The 15,903-nt window shown below is 70.9% G+C and carries 14 protein-coding genes and 1 tRNA gene; 8 read left to right on the forward strand and 7 right to left on the reverse strand.

Annotated elements, in window-relative coordinates; genetic code table 11:
• Positions 1 to 161: 161 nt before the first annotated feature.
• Complete coding sequence (locus ACFW22_RS12435) at positions 162 to 983, reverse strand: TlpA family protein disulfide reductase (protein ID WP_386402094.1); 822 nt, start codon at positions 981 to 983, stop codon at positions 162 to 164.
• Positions 984 to 1,110: 127 nt separating this feature from the next.
• Positions 1,111 to 1,707 (reverse strand): TetR/AcrR family transcriptional regulator, encoded by a 597-nt coding sequence (locus ACFW22_RS12440; protein WP_386402097.1) that lies wholly within the window; start codon positions 1,705 to 1,707, stop codon positions 1,111 to 1,113.
• Positions 1,708 to 2,394: 687 nt separating this feature from the next.
• Here ACFW22_RS12440 and ACFW22_RS12445 point away from each other — a divergent pair.
• From ACFW22_RS12445 to ACFW22_RS12465, 5 genes are read left to right on the forward strand one after another with little or no spacing between them, the layout of a single operon-like run.
• Positions 2,395 to 4,305 (forward strand): ATP-binding protein, encoded by a 1,911-nt coding sequence (locus tag ACFW22_RS12445; RefSeq protein WP_386402100.1) that lies wholly within the window; start codon positions 2,395 to 2,397, stop codon positions 4,303 to 4,305.
• 7 nt (positions 4,306 to 4,312) lie between these two features.
• Complete coding sequence (locus ACFW22_RS12450; RefSeq protein ID WP_041132185.1) at positions 4,313 to 4,747, forward strand: roadblock/LC7 domain-containing protein; 435 nt, start codon at positions 4,313 to 4,315, stop codon at positions 4,745 to 4,747.
• A gap of 2 nt (positions 4,748 to 4,749) precedes the next feature.
• Positions 4,750 to 5,121 carry a DUF742 domain-containing protein gene (locus tag ACFW22_RS12455; RefSeq protein ID WP_386402105.1) on the forward strand — a complete coding sequence of 124 codons (372 nt, stop codon included), beginning with the start codon at positions 4,750 to 4,752 and terminating at the stop codon, positions 5,119 to 5,121.
• Positions 5,099 to 5,722 (forward strand): ATP/GTP-binding protein, encoded by a 624-nt coding sequence (locus tag ACFW22_RS12460; protein WP_386402108.1) that lies wholly within the window; start codon positions 5,099 to 5,101, stop codon positions 5,720 to 5,722. The genes ACFW22_RS12455 and ACFW22_RS12460 overlap by 23 nt, the downstream gene beginning before the upstream one ends.
• On the forward strand, positions 5,719 to 6,288 hold the full coding sequence (locus ACFW22_RS12465) for a GAF domain-containing protein (protein WP_386402110.1): 570 nt from the start codon (positions 5,719 to 5,721) through the stop codon (positions 6,286 to 6,288). The genes ACFW22_RS12460 and ACFW22_RS12465 overlap by 4 nt, the downstream gene beginning before the upstream one ends.
• 73 nt (positions 6,289 to 6,361) lie before the next feature.
• On the opposite strand, the gene ACFW22_RS12470 is transcribed toward ACFW22_RS12465, so the two are convergent.
• A complete protein-coding gene (locus ACFW22_RS12470) occupies positions 6,362 to 7,564 on the reverse strand; it encodes an acyl-CoA dehydrogenase family protein (RefSeq protein ID WP_386402113.1) in 1,203 nt (400 codons plus the stop codon).
• Positions 7,565 to 8,135: 571 nt separating this feature from the next.
• On the opposite strand from ACFW22_RS12470, the gene ACFW22_RS12475 reads away from it, so the two are divergent.
• Positions 8,136 to 8,209, forward strand: a tRNA-Pro gene (locus ACFW22_RS12475).
• Positions 8,210 to 8,304: 95 nt separating this feature from the next.
• On the opposite strand, the gene ACFW22_RS12480 is transcribed toward ACFW22_RS12475, so the two are convergent.
• Together ACFW22_RS12480 and ACFW22_RS12485 are read right to left on the reverse strand one after the other, a co-directional pair.
• Positions 8,305 to 10,881 (reverse strand): SpoIIE family protein phosphatase, encoded by a 2,577-nt coding sequence (locus tag ACFW22_RS12480; RefSeq protein WP_386402216.1) that lies wholly within the window; start codon positions 10,879 to 10,881, stop codon positions 8,305 to 8,307.
• Between the two features lie 254 nt (positions 10,882 to 11,135).
• Positions 11,136 to 11,537, reverse strand: coding sequence for a DUF6479 family protein (locus ACFW22_RS12485; protein WP_386402116.1), 402 nt, complete (start codon positions 11,535 to 11,537; stop codon positions 11,136 to 11,138).
• A 307-nt stretch (positions 11,538 to 11,844) separates the two neighbouring features.
• On the opposite strand from ACFW22_RS12485, the gene ACFW22_RS12490 reads away from it, so the two are divergent.
• Positions 11,845 to 12,513 carry an SDR family NAD(P)-dependent oxidoreductase gene (locus ACFW22_RS12490; protein WP_386402119.1) on the forward strand — a complete coding sequence of 223 codons (669 nt, stop codon included), beginning with the start codon at positions 11,845 to 11,847 and terminating at the stop codon, positions 12,511 to 12,513.
• 245 nt (positions 12,514 to 12,758) lie between these two features.
• On the opposite strand, the gene ACFW22_RS12495 is transcribed toward ACFW22_RS12490, so the two are convergent.
• A complete protein-coding gene (locus ACFW22_RS12495) occupies positions 12,759 to 12,968 on the reverse strand; it encodes a hypothetical protein (RefSeq protein WP_386402122.1) in 210 nt (69 codons plus the stop codon).
• Between the two features lie 204 nt (positions 12,969 to 13,172).
• Here ACFW22_RS12495 and ACFW22_RS12500 point away from each other — a divergent pair, with 204 nt between their 5' ends.
• Entirely contained in the window at positions 13,173 to 13,661 is a 489-nt protein-coding gene (locus ACFW22_RS12500; RefSeq protein ID WP_386402125.1) for a MarR family winged helix-turn-helix transcriptional regulator, read from the forward strand.
• A gap of 159 nt (positions 13,662 to 13,820) precedes the next feature.
• On the opposite strand, the gene ACFW22_RS12505 is transcribed toward ACFW22_RS12500, so the two are convergent.
• Positions 13,821 to 15,827: an ATP-binding protein gene (locus ACFW22_RS12505; RefSeq protein ID WP_386402128.1), complete on the reverse strand. Its 2,007-nt coding sequence runs from the start codon at positions 15,825 to 15,827 to the stop codon at positions 13,821 to 13,823.
• Positions 15,828 to 15,903: the final 76 nt, after the last annotated feature.

Raw genomic sequence — 15,903 nt, forward strand, 5'->3', positions numbered from 1 at the left:
TCCGCGTCCCGCATCACGGGGCGGGCCCCGACGGGGCCCCGGGGCCGTGCGGGGGGTCTTCTTCGCACGGGTCCGTGCGGACGGCGACTCCTCCTCCGTCCGCACGGACCCGTGCGCCCTCCGCCGAGGTCCGCGCCCGTCGGGGCCCCGGGCCCGCGGGCTCAGCCCAGCACCGTGAACGCGCCGACGGCAGCGGCGCAGACGAGCAGGACGAGGGCGCCCGCGGCTGCGGGGCCCCGCCGATCGGCAGGAAGACGGTGGAAGAGCCGGGAGAGCGCGCCGAGGACCGCCAGAGGGGGCGCCGCGCGCCAGACGTCACGACCGGTCCTGCTGCCGGCGGCCCTGACGATGCCCGGCAGGTGTCCGACCGCCCGGAGCAACGGACCCGCCATGGCCCGGCTGCGTCCGTGGACGGGGTCCCCGGACGCGGCCCGTTCCAGCGCCCGGCGCAGGGCCGGCTCGTCGTTCGCCCAGTGCGAGCGGAAGAGGACGGTTCCGTCCGCGTCGATCAGGTAGGCGGAGTTCGGCTTGGGCGTGAAGGCGCGGTGCAGGGTGCCGTCGATGTCATCGACCGCGACCTCGAACGGGATGTCGTGGTGGTCGCGCAACCGTTGTGCGTGCAGGTGCTTCTCCTCGCTGGTCCCCGGCTGTCCGATCGTCTGACCCGGGTGTGCCTCGCGCGTGTTGACCAGGACGAAGCGGACCCGACTTCCGAACCGGTCGTGGAGCCGCTTGAGTACGGGAACGGCGCTTTCGGTGACGGGGCAGGTCCGTGACCCGAAGACCATGAGCACCGGTCGTCGGCCGAGCGACCCGGAGGCGAAGCGCCCCCCGTCGAGGGTGGGCAGGTCGCATTCCGGCAGGGTGCCACCGGGGCCGAGGGCGTTGCGACCGAAGGTCATGTCGTCGATCAGGAGTCGTGTCCGGAAGTGCTCGAAGCGGTACTCCGTGCCGGCGCGGCGTGCAGAGGTGCGGAGGTCCATGGGAGTGCTCCTCGGGGAGGGGAAAGAGGAACCGCTTGACCGTTCGGTCAAGTGGATGGGCAGGTGTGCTTCCTGTCCGGTCGTGGATCGCCCGGGCCGCATCGAGGTCGGTCGGGGCGGAGCGTCGTCAGGGGATGGGGGTCTCGATCAGGGTCCGGATCGCCGTTCTGGCTTCGGCGACGAGCGCCGGTCGGTCGTACGCCTTGGCCATCAGGGTGATGCCCTGGAGGTACGCCAGGGCGCGCAGGGCGGCCGCGTCGGGGTCCACTCCCGCCGGAAGGTCTCCCCGGAGCTCGGCTTCGGCGACGGCGTCGCGGAAGTACCGCTGCCAGGCGGTCAGGATCTCGGTGATCCTGCTCCCGGCGCCTCCCGGGCGTCCGGCGAGTTCGAGCGCGAGGTTGCCGATGGGGCAGCCCGGCGTGGAACCCATGGCGTCCCGCGCTGCGGTCAGCATGCCGGCGAAGCCGGTGACGAAGGCGTCGATCCGGACCAGGGGCGGGGCCGCCTCGTCGAACGCCTCGTCGAGCACGGCCTGGAGCAGCTCCCAGTTGGCGTCGATCACGGCGAGTCCGACGGCATCCTTGGACGGGAAGAAGTGGTACAGGCTGCCGCGGTGCACTCCGGCTTCGCGGCACAGGTCTCCGATGCCCACGTCGGCGAACGACGAGCCGTGGATCAGTGCGCGTGCCGTCCGTACGAGACGGGTGCGGGTGTCGTCCGTCACGGAACCTCCAGTTGACCGTTCGGTTCACGGTAGAGCGCACTTGACCGAACGGTCAAGTGCCCTTGCTTTCGTGGTTATTGAATGCCCGTCGAAGAAGTCGTGGCGACGAGGGGGCGGTGGAAGTCGGGGAGGCCCCGGTTTCGTCCGGTGACCATGTGTGCCCGGAAGGTTCCGCTTTCACCGATCGTCACTCATAGTGTCCGGAGTCCGATGTGGTCGAGGGGCGAAGTATGTGCCGATCCGGGTGGTCAGGGGTGGGGTTCGGGGGGCGCGGCGCGGGTGCGGAACGTCGAGGGGGAGGGGAGCGGGTGCTCCGCGGAGAGGCGCCGGGGTGGCCGCCCCGGCCCGCTGTCGGACATTCCGGTCAGGAGCGGTTCTCCTTGTCCGGAGAGGGGCAGGGGTTCCTCGGCTTGCTTCCGCTACTGGACGACGAAGGCCCCTCGGAAAGGGCGGCTTCACCTTTTGGCCACTGCTTGTCGGTCCGTTGGACGGCGGGCGATACCAGATCGGCCAGGTCTACGGGTAAGTTTGTCAACTGCGCACCGCACATGAACGGTTGACGACTACAGTGTGTGGCTGATGATCATCCATAGGCTCATCGAACTCCTGTAGAACGCCCCCACCGTAGACCTCCTGCACCACACCCCCCGCAGCACGCCGATTCCTGGGCACGTACCAAGGACACTCATGTCTCAACTTCGCGCACCCGCGCCGCGGTCCGACCGACGCGAGGGCGGGCGGCACGGCCGGTCAGGCGCCCGCTCCGCCACCGGCACCCAAGGCAACCCCCCGGCGCAGGCACCTGCACCCCTTCCGGCGGAAGCCCGCATACGCCCCCAACTCCTGCGCACCTCCGTCCTGCCCGCGGTCGCCGTGGCCCTGGGCGGAGCGGCAGCGGTCCTCTTCACCATCCGTTCCACGGGTGCCAGCCCCTCGCCCGGCCTCTGGGCGGCCCTCACCGGTGCGGCGGCCCTCACCGTCGCCTCGGTGACGGCCGCCGCGCTCGGCGCGGACCGCGCCGCCAAGGCCGTGCTCGACCGCTGCAACGCCCTGCGTCGCGTCGGCTCCCGGAACCAGGGGGAGCTCCGCACGGTCGTCGAGCTCCTGCGCAAGGGAGAGGCACTGCCGCCCCGGCCCGCGCGGCCCGCCGCCACCGGTACAGGTGACGAATTCGACCTGCTGTCAGAAGAATTGACGCGCTCTCATGAAGCGGCCGTCTCGGCCGTCGTGGAGGCGTCCCGACTCTCCAGTAGCGTCGGAAACGAACAGAAGGTCGAGGTCTTCGTCAACCTCGCCCGGCGCCTGCAGTCCCTGGTCCACCGCGAGATCCAGCTCCTCGACGAGCTGGAGAACGAGGTCGAGGACCCGGAACTGCTCAAGGGCCTGTTCCACGTCGATCACCTCGCCACCCGCATCCGACGCCACGCGGAGAACCTCGCCGTCCTCGGCGGAGCCATCTCCCGCCGCCAGTGGTCGAGCCCGGTCACCATGACCGAGGTGCTCCGTTCCTCCATCGCGGAGGTCGAGCAGTACCCGCGGGTCAAACTCGTACCGCCGATCGACGGTACGCTCCGGGGCCATGCCGTGGCCGACGTCATCCACCTGCTCGCCGAACTCGTCGAGAACGCGACGCTGTTCTCCGCACCGAACACCACCGTCCTGCTGCGCGCCCAGTACGTCACGGCGGGTCTCGCGATCGAGGTCGAGGACCGTGGCCTCGGCATGCCCGTCACCGAGCAGAACAAGATGAACGCCCTGCTGGCCGACCCCGACCAGGTCAACGTCGCGCACCTCCTCCAGGACGGTCGCATCGGGCTCTTCGTCGTCTCCGCCCTGGCCCGCCGACACGGCATCGCCGTACGCCTCCAGTCGAACATCTACGGCGGCGTCCAGGCCGTCCTGGTCCTCCCGCAGGGTCTCCTCGGCGCCGACCCCGAGGGGCTCGCCCAGCACGAGCGTCGGACCGCGGAGACCGCCGGCTCCGGGGCGATCCCGCCCGGCCAGGTGCAGATGCAGCCCCAGCCGAATGCCCCGGCCCCCCCGCAGGCTCCCCTGCCCCCGCAGGCCCCGGCCCCCGCGTCGACTCCCGGCGCACGCCGTCCGCAGGCGAGCGCACCGGTCGGCTCCCACGGGAACCCCGGCACGAACGCGGTTCCCGTTGCCAGCGCACCGCCCGCACCCGCACCTCGGCACTCCCCCTCCCCGGAGCGGACCGCCGTCCGATCCGAGGAGCCCCCCACACCCGGCGCGCACGCGTACCTCCGTACGGGTGCGCAGCCCCTTGGATACGGAGATCCCGGTCCCACCGTCCCGGCCCCTCCGGCCGGCGCCGCGTACCAGGGGCCACCGGACTCCCTGCTCTCGCCGCTGCCCCCGGCCCCCCGGGCCGAGGAAAACGGCCGCCCCCTGCTTCCCAAGAGGCGTGCCCAGGAGCACATCGTCCCGCAGTTGAGGGACGAGCCGGTGGTGCGCAAGCCCGAGGAGCACACCCTGCACGACCCGGGTCTGATGGCTGCGTTCCAGCGCGGCATCGGCCTTGCTGAATCCCAGCCCGCCCCCCATGAATCGTTGCGTCCCGGCGACGCGCACAAGGAGTAGATGCACCATGGCGAGCAATGTGCCGACCGGCCATTCCTCCGACCTCGACTGGCTGCTCAGCGGACTGGTCCAGCGGGTTCCCTACACCCGCAACGCTGTTCTGCTCTCCTCCGACGGTCTCGTGAAATCCGTCCACGGCCTCGACCCCGACGCCGCCGACCACATGGCGGCCCTCGCCTCCGGGCTGTACTCGCTCGGTCGTAGCGCGGGAGCCCGGTTCGGCGACGGAGGGGAAGTCCGCCAGGTGGTGGTGGAGCTCGACTCCACCCTCCTGTTCGTCTCCACCGCGGGCTCCGGCACCTGCCTGGCCGTTCTCGCCGGACGCGAAGCGGACGCCGCCGTCCTCGGATACGAGATGGCGATGCTCGTCAAGAGCGTCCGTCCCTACCTGGTCACCCCCGCTCGGCAGGCCGCCGGCGCGGTGGGTGGACTCGGACAGTAGACGTGACGTCCCACCAAGAAGGGCCCTGGCTCGACGACGCGGCCGGGCGTCTGATCCGCCCGTACACCGTGAGCGGCGGCCGGACCAAGCCGACCACCGCGCTCGACCTGCTGTCCATGGTGATGGCGACCGGCTCGTCGCCCCTGGCGCACATGGGTCCCGAGCACAACCTGGCCCTCGGCTTGTGCGACGGGCCCACCTCGGTGGCCGAGATCGCCGCGCACTTACGGCTGCCCGCAGTCGTCACCAAGGTCCTGCTCTCCGACCTCGTGGACTGCGGGGCGCTGACCGCGCGGGCACCCCGCTTCCACGCCAACCCAACCGACCGTTCCTTGCTGGAGGCAGTGCTCGATGGCCTACGACAACGGCTCTGAACGCCGCGACACGTTCGCGTCCGATCCCTTCCCCACCGCGCTCAAGATCCTGGTGGCGGGCGGGTTCGGTGTGGGCAAGACGACTCTCGTGGGTGCGGTCAGCGAAATCGAACCCCTCAGCACCGAGGAGTTGTTGACCTCGGTCAGTGCGGCCACCGACAGTCTGGAGGGCGTGGAGTCCAAGACGACGACCACCGTCGCCATGGACTTCGGCCGCATCACCCTCGACGACCGCCACGTGCTGTACCTCTTCGGTACCCCGGGGCAGGAACGCTTCTGGTTCATGTGGGACGAACTCTCCGAGGGTGCGCTCGGAGCCGTCGTCCTCGCCGACACCCGTCGGCTCCAGGAGTGCTTCTCCGCCGTCGACTTCTTCGAGCGGAGGGGGATCCAGTTCATCGTGGCGATCAACGAGTTCGACGGCGCCTACCGCTACGAAGCGGACGAGGTGCGGACCGCCCTCGACCTCAAGCCGGAGGTGCCGGTCGTCCTCTGCGACGCCCGGATCTCCAGCTCCGGCATCCGCACCCTGCTGACCCTCGTCCAGCATCTGCTCACCACCATCCCGGACACCGTGCCGAGCTACGGAGCAACACCATGACCTACGACCCGACCGGTCACCTCCTGCTGACCCCCGTCGACAAGGAGGCGCCCGCCCGTCTGCAACGGCTGCGCGAGCTCGGCCTCGGGGAGCGACCGGATCCGGCGTTCGACGACTTCGCCCACCGGCTCGCCGAGGTGACCGGTGCCCCGTTCTCGATGGTCAACTTCATCGACGAGAACCGGCAGTTCTTCGCGGGACTGCACACCCCCGAAGGCAACCACTCGGGCAGCGACCTGGGTGCGGCTGCCGCGGGCGGCGGCGTCGGCCGCTTCATGGCCCGTGACCACGGTTACTGCCCGCACGTGGTGGTGCGCCGCAAGGCACTCGTCCTGGAGGACGTCTGTGACTACCCCCGCTTCGCGGGCAATCCGGTGGTGGACGAGATCGGGATCCGCTCCTACATGGGGGCGCCGCTGATAGACCGCACCGGTGTCGCGCTGGGCACCATCTGCGTGGTCGACACGGACGTCCGCCCTTGGGGGCGCGCGGGCCTGGAGACGATCAAGTCGATGGCGGTGGAGCTCATGGAGCAGATCCACCGCCGCGAGGACGGCGTGCTCTGAGCGGTGACCGTCCGCGGACGTCGGGGAGCCCGGTACGGCACGGCCGTACCGGGCTCCCGGTGCGTGGGGCGGGTCAGATGCCTGCCGGTTCCGGCGTGCGGACCAGCTCCGACAGTCGCTCCGACCAACTGCCCTTGTCCTGGCCGAGGGCCACTTCGGCCAAGCGGAGGAGCTGGATGTCGGAGGTCCCGGCCGGAGCGAAGATGTGGTGGGCGTCCCGGACGTAACGCTCGATCGCCCGGTCCGTGAAGAGTCCGGCGGCGGCGTGGATCTCCATGGCGTTGCGACCGGAGTCGATCGCCGACTCGACGTTGACCAGCTTGGCGTTCATCAGTTCGGTGTCGCAGGAGAGGCCCTGGTCGAGCAGGTGCACGGCGTGGTACGCGGCGAGCTTGGCGGTCATCAACCGGGACTGCATCTGCCCCAGCTTCAGCTTGATCGTCGGCAGGTCGTGCAGCGGCTTGCCGTAGCGGATCCGCTCGGAGGCGAACCTGGTCGTCTCTTCCAGGATCGCCTGGTGGATGCCGAGCGAGACGGCGGTCAGGTTGGCCCGCCCGTACAGCACGCTGGAGGAGTAGGCGACGGCCAGGCCGTCCCCCTCGTCGCCGAGCCGGTTGGCTGCCGGCACCCGGCAGTTCTCGAAGATCAGCTCGCCGAAGCTGAACCCGTGGAGGCCCATGGCCTGTTGCTGCGGTCCGGTCCTGAACCCCGGGCGATCGGCTTCGACGAGGAACGCGGTGAGTCCCTTCGAACCCGGACCCGTCCTGACCACGACGCCGTGAAGATCGCCCACGTGGCTGTTGCCGACGTAGACCTTGCTTCCGTTGAGGACGTAGTCGTCGCCGTCCCGGACCGCGCTGGCACTCATGCCGAGCACATGGCCGCCGGACTCCGGTTCGGTGACCGCGATGGTCGGCAGGCAGGTGCCGGCGGCGATCTCGGGAAGCCAGGTCTTGCGCTGCTCGTCACTGCCGAAGTGAACGATCTTGGCAGTGCCGAGCTGCGAGGCCTGGACCATTGCGCCCATGGCTCCGCTGACCCGGGAGAGCTCCTCGATGATGATGGTCTTGGCCAGGTGGCCGGCGCCCATGCCGCCGTACTCCGGACTGACCGTCGCGCCCAGCCAGCCCTGCGCGGCGATCATGCGGGACAGCTCGTGGTGGACCGTCCTGGACGCCTCCATCTCGGCTATGCGCGGCCGGACCTCACGCTCCGCGAAGTCGCGTACCGTCTCCCTGAGCTCATGATGTAGACGGCTGCTGAAGTAGCTGTTCATCCGAGTCCTTGCGTGCGAAGCGCCTGCTCGGCAAGTCGTCCGAACAGGTGGTGCATCGGCAGTGGTCCCGTCCCGAACAGGCCGACGTCTTCATGGTGTTGATCTTTCCAGATCGGATCAATATCGCCACGAAGTTTGTCCGAAACAGGATCGGTTGACGATCGGATCTGACTGTGGTTCCCGTGGTCTCGGCTCGCCCCGTTGACGTGTCGGCTCCTTCCCCGTGGTCATCTTTCTGCCACGTGCCAGCGGCAACGGAGACGCGCACAGGGGACGAGGGGGACGCTTTCTTTGTCATATGAGCCCCCTCTTCCACAGGAGAGCGGAATTTTCGGGGGGTTCCCCGCTCTCTCCCCCGGTCCGATCCGCGCGGGAACGGTCCCGTTCCCGGCGCATCAGCTCCCTCCTCGCTGCGTCCCGGAGTGCTCCGTGCGCCATGGGGGCATCACGGAGGGTGAGCGGGATGTGCCCTGTCCGTTGGTGTCGGGAAAGGGGTGCGTGATCGCCGGGGAAAGTGCGGTATTGTTCTCATGCGCGTTCGGCCAGGGGAAATCCCAGGTCAGACGGGCATCGGGACGTGGCGCAGCTTGGTAGCGCACTTGACTGGGGGTCAAGGGGTCGCAGGTTCAAATCCTGTCGTCCCGACTTGCGAGAGTCGTAGGTCGAGGGGCCGCTTCGGATGAATCCGAAGCGGCCCCTCGGTCGTTCCCGGAGGCACGGGGCCGACGGGGGAGGGCGCCTCATGAAGACGTGCTGTTGGTGTCGGGCAGGGACTGCTCGGCCCAGATGACCTTTCCTTCCGGGACGTACCGGGTGCCCCAGTGCTCGCTGAGCTGTGCCACCAGGAACAGCCCGCGGCCCCCTTCGTCCATGGTGGTCGCGTACCGCAGGTGCGGGGCGGTACTGCTGCCGTCCCACACCTCGCAGGTCAGGGTGCGGTCGTAGAGCAGGCGGACGCGAACCGGCGCGGCACCGTACCGGAGGGCGTTGGTGATGAGCTCGCTCAGGATCAGCTCCGTGGTGAAGGCCAGTTCCTGCAGGCCCCACTCCTCGAGCCGCTCGGCCGCCAGGCTGCGCACGGAGCCGACCTCACTCGGGTCGAACGGCACGTCCCACTGTGCGACCCGGTCGGGGCCCAGGGTCCGTGTCCGGGCGATGAGCAGGGCGATGTCATCGGAGGGCTGGCTGGGGAGCAGGGCGTCGAGCACGGCGCTGCGGCTGGCGTACGGGTCCCGGTCGGGATGGCTCAGTGCCCTGCGCAGGCTTTCCACGCCTTCCGTGATGTCCCGGGTCCGCTCCTCGACCAGCCCGTCGGTGTAGAGGACGACCTGGCTGCCCTCCGTCAGGTGCAGCTCCACGGTTTCGAACGGCATGCCGCCCAGCCCCAGCGGCGGGCCGGCCGGCAGTTCCACGATGGTGGTCGTGCCGTCCGGCGCGACCACGAGCGGTGGCAGGTGCCCCGCCCGGGCCATGGTGCAGCTCTGGGAGACGGGGTCGTAGACGGCGTACAGGCAGGTCGCGCCCAGGACGCCCCCGCTCGCGGCGGCGGCGTCACCTTCCTGGTCCATCCGCTGGACGAGGTTGTCGAGGCGGGAGAGGAGTTCGTCGGGAGGCAGGTCCAAGGAGGAGAAGTTGTGCACGGCCGTGCGCAACCGTCCCATGGTGGCTGCGGCGTGCAGGCCGTGCCCGACGACGTCTCCGACGACGAGCCCGACGCGGCTGCCGGGCAGCGGGATCACGTCGAACCAGTCCCCGCCCACTCCGGACTGGGCGGGTTGGTAGAAGTGCGCGACGTCCACGGCGCTCTGGTCGGGCAGGTCCTGTGGCAGCAGGCTGCGCTGGAGCGTGACGGCGAGGTGGTGCTCGCGGGTGTAGCGGCGGGCGTTGTCCATGGTGATCGCGGCGCGGCCGACGAGCTCCTCGGCCATGGACAGGTCGTCCTCGTCGAAGGGCTCCGGCTTTCGCGACCGCCAGAAGTTGACCACGCCGAGCACGACGCCCCTGGCCTTCAGCGGAGCCGCGATGAGGGAGTGGATCCCGTACTCGATGATCGCTGATGCCCGCGGCGGATCCTGGGCGTGCCAGCCCGCCGCTTCGTGGAGGTCGGGCACCAGCTCGGCCGCGCCCGTGCCGTACCCGCGGGCCTGCGGAGTGGAGGGCAGGAAGTCGATCAGCCGGCCGAGCGGATACAACGGATGGTCGGAGCGGATGCCGTTGACCGCCGTCCGCCGCATGTCGGCGCCGGGACCCGGCTCATCGCCCTTCAACACCGGTTCGGCCAGGTCGACCGTGACGAAGTCGGCGAACTGGGGAACCGCGACATCGGCCAGTTCCTGTGCGGTGCGCACCACGTCCAGCGTGGTGCCGATGTCGCCCCCGGCGTCGTAGAGCAGCTTCAGTCGCCTGCGGGCCGTCTCCGCCCGACTGCTCAGCAGCCGCATCTCGGTGGAGTCGCGGATGGTGACCGCCGAGCCCTGTGGGTGAGTGGGGCGCTGGTTGACCACGAGCAGGCGGTCCCCGGCCTCCAGCACCTCGTCGGTGGCCACCCGGCCGGACAGCAGCAGTTCCGCCATTCGGCGGTCCATGCCGACCTCGTCGACGGGGCGCCCCTCGGCGTCGTCCGGCAGCGCGAGCAGCCGTTTCGCCTCGTCGTTCGCCAGGAGGAGCCGTCCCGCACCGTCGGTGATCAGCACCCCTTCGCGGACGGCGTGGAGAACCGCGTCGTGGTGCTCGTACATGCGCGTCATCTCCTGCGTGCCGAGTCCATGGGTCTGGCGACGCAGCCGACGGCTGATCAGGGCCGTACCGACGGTGGCCAGGGCCAGGCCGACGGCGATGGCCAGGAGGATGACCGGGAGCTGGCGGTCGGCGATGCCGGTCACGTTCTCCACCGTCAGGCCCGCCGAGACGAGGGCGACCACCTCGCCCTCGGGGGAGGTGACCGGCACGATCGCCTGGATCTCCTTGCCGAGCGGTCCCTGCACGCTCTCGGTGTGCACCCGTCCGGCGAGCGAGGGCTCGATCGTGCCGACGAAGCGCTCGCCGATGCGGTCCGGCTGGGGGTGGCTGTAGCGGATGCCCTGGGTGTCCATCACCACGATGAAGTCCATCCCCGCCGCCTTGCGCGTCTTTTCGGCGAGGGGCTGGAGCGTCGCGGACGGGTCCGGCTCGTTCAGCATCTCCTGGAGGCCCGGCGAGTTCGCGAAGGTCTGCGCGACGGAGACCGACCGGTTGCGGGCCTCGCGGTCGATGTCGTGTCGTGACTGCAGCACCATGGCCAGCAGGGCCCCGGCGGCGAGCAGCACCACGATCGCCACCTGAAGGACGAAGACCTGTCCGGCGACGCTTCCGAATCTTCTGCCTAGGTTCGACCGCACCAGTACGCCGGGCACGGGAGGCGAGATGGTTCCACAACCCCAGTTGTAGCACCTCCCGGGGTCGGGGGCGTCGGCGTTCACGGTGCGCTTCAGCGGCAGCACGGGGGGTTCCCGCCGGCCACGCCGCGGGGGGCCGTTCCGGATTCCCTCCGGAACGGCCCCCGGTTCTTCTCCGTGCGCGCGTGGCGGGGCGGTCAGTCGCCGTGCCCGACGCCTCCGCTGCCGAATCCGCCGCTGGAGATGTTGCCCCACTTGCGGCGTTCCTCGCTCGGTGGTTCGGGCGAGGTCTCGGAACCCGCGGTGCCGCCGCCCTTCAGTTGGTGGGGTGTGAGCCGGTGCGCCCCGTCGGTGTGGGGGACCTCCGCCGCCCGCCGGTACTCCGACATCTCCCCGGGCAGCCGATCGGTCTCGGGCCGGTGGGGTTGGGACTCCGGGTCGGGAGGCGGGGGCTCCTTGTCCTTGATCCTCATGCCGAGTGCGAAGGCACCGATGATGACGGCGACGAGGACGAGGCCTCCGAGGACCTGGGCCAGGCCCGTCTGCCAGACGCCGGCCGTTTCCGTGAGGGGGCCTGCCCCGAGTGCGTGCGTGTTCAATGCTCACCCCTGCTTCGGTGCGGGAGGTCCGGGGTGCAGCCCTGCGGCTGCGGGCCACCGACGCCTCCTCCTCCGTGGTTCCCGGGTCGTCCTCGTACTCGACCCCGCCGGGTACCTTTTGTCACTCTTTTCTCGTGGATGTCGTACTTCGGATGCGCAGGGCGTCGACGGATCCCCGTGGGAGCGGTCGGCTCCCGCCGGGCCGCACCGCGGCGGGTGGTGGAGGGAGCGGTGCATCCGGCCCGACGGATCAGCCCGAAGGATTCCGTGCAGGTGCGGATCCACCCAGGTCCTCCAGGAGGTTCCCGTGACGGTCGGAGCGAAGGTGCTGGTTGCGGGGGCCACGGGAATGGTGGGGGGCCTTGCGGCACGGATGCTGGTCGAGCGGGGCGGCTCCATCGCCCTGGCGGGGCGCGACGCGCAACTGCTGGAGGAGCGGTCGAAGCTGCTGGGAGGCCGCCCCTACCGTTCCTTCGATGCCTATGACCTCGACGGGTGCGCTGCCCTGGGGCCCTGGGCCGCGCAGGCCCTGGGAGGGCTGGACGTGGTCGTCGTCGCCGTCGGCGTCGCCGGTTTCGGCCCCGTGGAGGAGGTCCCCGAGGCCGCCGCGGAGCACCTGATGACCGTCAATGCCCTCGCGCCCATGGCCATCGTGCGCGGTGCCCTGCCGGTCCTGGAAGCCGCGGGCGTCGTCGTGGTCGTCACCGGCGCCATCGTCGACGGGCCGCTGCGCGGGACGGCCGACTACACGGCGGCGAAGAGCGCGCTCGCCGCCTGGCTGGGCGTGGTGGAACGGGAACAGCGCACCCGTGGGATCACCGTCGTGGACGTGCGGATGCCACACCTGGACGGCGGTTTCGCCGATCGGGCCGTCGTCGGGGGGCCACCGAAGCTGCCGCGCGGAGCGGATCCCGCCGATGCGGTCGAGCGCCATGTGGTCGCCCCGGTCCTCGCCGGAGCCGTCCCGCGAGGATGAGGGCGACGGCCCCGGCCACCCCCTTCGCCCTTCCCCTGCATCCGGACTGCCGTGCGGGGAGAAGTAAGGACGGAGCCCCTGCCGTACCCCCCCCCGAGCGGCGGGGGCTCCGTCGGCCCTCCGGGGCTGCCGCCGGAGGGCGTCGGGACACCGTCTCCGGACCGGAGCACACAGCTCCTCGGCGTGCCTTCCCGTGCACGGGAAGGCACCCCGAGGAGGAGGTTGCCGTCGGGAGGGCGCAGGGCCTACGGGAGGGTCCCCCCGGTCGCCTCCGGCGCGGACGTCCGCGAGGCGGGGGAAGCGCGCCACGTCCGGCCGGCGCAGCCGGTCGGGAAGGCGGGGAAGAGGTGCCCGGCCAGGTCGATCCGCCAGAGGTGGGTGCCCTCGCAGTCGCATACGTAGGTGCCCGGCGCGGGGGAGTAGCTGCCCGGGTCGAAGACTTCGCTGGGGTTCATCGTGCTCTCCAGTGGGACGGCGGCCCCGGAGGCCGCTGGGTGTCGGGTTCTTCGGCCGCGTCACGGCGTGCGGATGCGCTTCGGCCGCTCCCCACCCGGACGGCCGCGCCCGTGTTTCCGTCCGGAGCCCGGACCCGACCCTCGTCCCCCCCGGGGCCTCCGGTCGATTCCACGATCCCCTTGACTTCCGCATAGGCTGGGCGCGTGGGCGAAGGGCATGCGGAAGAGACCGGCGCGAAGAGCCGAAGCAGGGTGGAACTGCAGAGGTTCGGGGTCGCCCTGCGCCGGACGATCGGCGAGATGAACCGTGTGGTGCACGGCTTCGCCGCCACCCAGAAGCTCCACCCCACGGATGTGCACGCGCTCTCGTTCGTGCTCGACCACGCCGATACGGCCACTCCGGGCCTGGTCAAGGAGCACCTCGGCCTGACCTCGGGCGCGGTCACCGCCTGCCTCGACCGCTTGGAGAAGGCCGGGCACATCCGGCGCAGCAGGGCGGACGGGGACCGTCGGGTGGTGCGCATCCACTACGTCCCGGGTGCCAGAGCGGTGGCACGGGCCTATTTCATGCCACTGGCCCAGGCGGCCGATCGCGCCGGCGACCGCTTCACGGATGACGAACTCGCCGTCGTCCTGCGGTACCTGGACGCCTTGAACGAGGAGCTCGGAGAGCTGCGCGTGCCTCGGCACTGACCCGTGGCGAGCGGCCTCGACCGCAGGCCCGGGGCACCGCGGCGCCGTCCCGACGGGACCTTCCCCGGGCACGGCGACCGATGGCGCACGTCCGGACCGTCGCCGCCGTACGCCCACGGAACCGCCGTCGTCACCCGTGTGTGCGCTCCCACCCTCCGCTCAATCGGCCAGCATGCCCTCCAAGCTCGCGAACGGGTCCGCGAGCGTGGCCAGGCCGTAGGCGCGATCGTAGGCCTCGTCTCCGATCTGCCGCCGGGCCGACCGCTCCGCCCCTTCCCGCAGCGGGTGCAACTCGGGCGTGCCCCGCTGGGGATGACCGACCATCTCCCAGAAGAGCCGCCCCGTGCCGTAGGCGACCGCGGCCTCTTCGCCCCTCTCCCGCGCCGCCAGGGAGACCGCCAGGAGATCGAGGCCCAGGCCGAGCCCGAAGGCGTCCCCGATCAGTCGTTTGTCCCGCAGCATGGCCCTGGAGTGGGCGACCGCGTCGGCCGGGCGTTCCTCGTACAGTGCCATCACGGCCAGTTGGTACTCGGTGTAGGCGCGGGTCCAGTGCTCGCCCGCCCTGGTGGAGTCGTCCCGCAGGGCCTCCGCCTCGGCCCGGGCCCCTGCGAGCGAACCGGACGCGGTCAGTGCGAAGACCCGCACCAGTCGACACCGTGCCACGGCCGGTGTGCCGCCGGTCGCCCCCGCCAGGGCCCTCTCGGCCACGGCGAGCGCGTCCAGGGGTTCCCCGCGCAGCAGCATCACCAGTCCCCGCAGATAGGCGGCGTCCCTGAGGAGCTCTGCGTCCGAGGCCCGGACCGCCTCTTCGTCCGCCCTGCCGGCCAGTCGTGCCGCGGTGTCGTGCTCACCCCGGAGGCACCGCACCACGCCGAGCGCCCAATACAGCTTCGCCCTCACGGCCGAGGGCTCGCCGACCAGCTGCATGCACTCCTCCAGGTAGTGCGAGGCCTCGTGCAGGTGCCCGGAGCACGCCCAGAAGAAGCCGAGTGCCCCGGCCATTTCCGCGGCCTTCGCCGGGGCGGTCGCCAGGAGGTGCTCCAGCGCCGCGCACAGGTCGTGGTGGCAGCCGGCCAGCCTGGTGTACTCCCTCGCCTGGTGCGGGCCCCACCAGGACTCCTCGGCCTTCAGGGCCAGTTCGTGGAAGCGTGCTGCATGGCGGTCGGCGGTCGCACGCGTCTCGCCGAGCTCCGCCAACCAGAGGGCCCCGTACTCGCGCACGGTGTCGAAGACGTGCAGCCGGTCGTCGGACAGCGTGACGATGCTCTTGCGGACCAGCCCGTCGAGGGCCTCCGCCAGGACGGTGTCGGTCAAGGGACCGCCGCGGCAGACCCGTATCACGTCGTCCACCGCGGCGCCCGAGCGGAACACCGACAGACGGGCCCAGAGCAGGCGTTCATGGGGCTTGCACAGCTCGTGGCTCCATCCGATGGCGGTGCGCAGCACCCGGTGGCGTGCCGGCTGGACCCCGCTTTCCGGTGCTTCGGCCAGGGCCAGCCTGCCGCGCAGGATCCGGGCCATCGTGCGCACCGGCCGCTCGCGCAGCTGTGCGGCGGCGAGCACCAGCGCCAGAGGCACTCCTTCCAGCCAGCGGCACACCTCCGCGGCGGCGACGAAATCCTCGGGCCTGTCCCACCGCACGCCCACGACGGCGGCGCGTGCGGCGAGCAGTTCCACCGCCTCGGAGTCGACGGGCAGGGGGCCGAGACGGAGCAGGAACTCGTCGGCCGTTCCCAGCGGTTCCCGGCTGGTCGCCAGCACCACGAGCTCGGGGCACCGGGCGAGGAGGGCTTCCGCCAGAGCGGCGCAGTCGCCGACCAGGTGCTCACAGGAGTCCAGGACCAGCAGCGTGCGGCGACCGCGGATGCGGGCGGCCAGGGCGTCCACCTGATCGCCGGGTGAGTGGTCCATCAGGCCGCAGGCATCGGCGACCAGTGAGGTGAGCAGGGAGGCGTTGGCCAGCGACCAGAGCGGAGCCCAGTGCACGCTCGCGAACAGCTTCGGCCCCCACTCCCCGGCGACCTGCGCGGCGAGCCGGGACTTGCCGATGCCGCCCATGCCCACGAGGGTGACGAGCCGCTGCTCGTCCAGCAGGGACGCCAGCTCCTCGATGTCCTGTTCCCGCCCGATGAAGGGCCCGTTCTCCGGTGGCATCCAACTCTCCATTCCCGCATTCTCCGGCAGAACGGGGCGGAGCCCGACCAGAGCGGGTGAGAAGGGCCCTCCTCCGGGCGGGCGTTCC

The organism is Streptomyces sp. NPDC058872, from assembly GCF_042743065.1.
GTDB lineage: Bacteria > Actinomycetota > Actinomycetes > Streptomycetales > Streptomycetaceae > Streptomyces.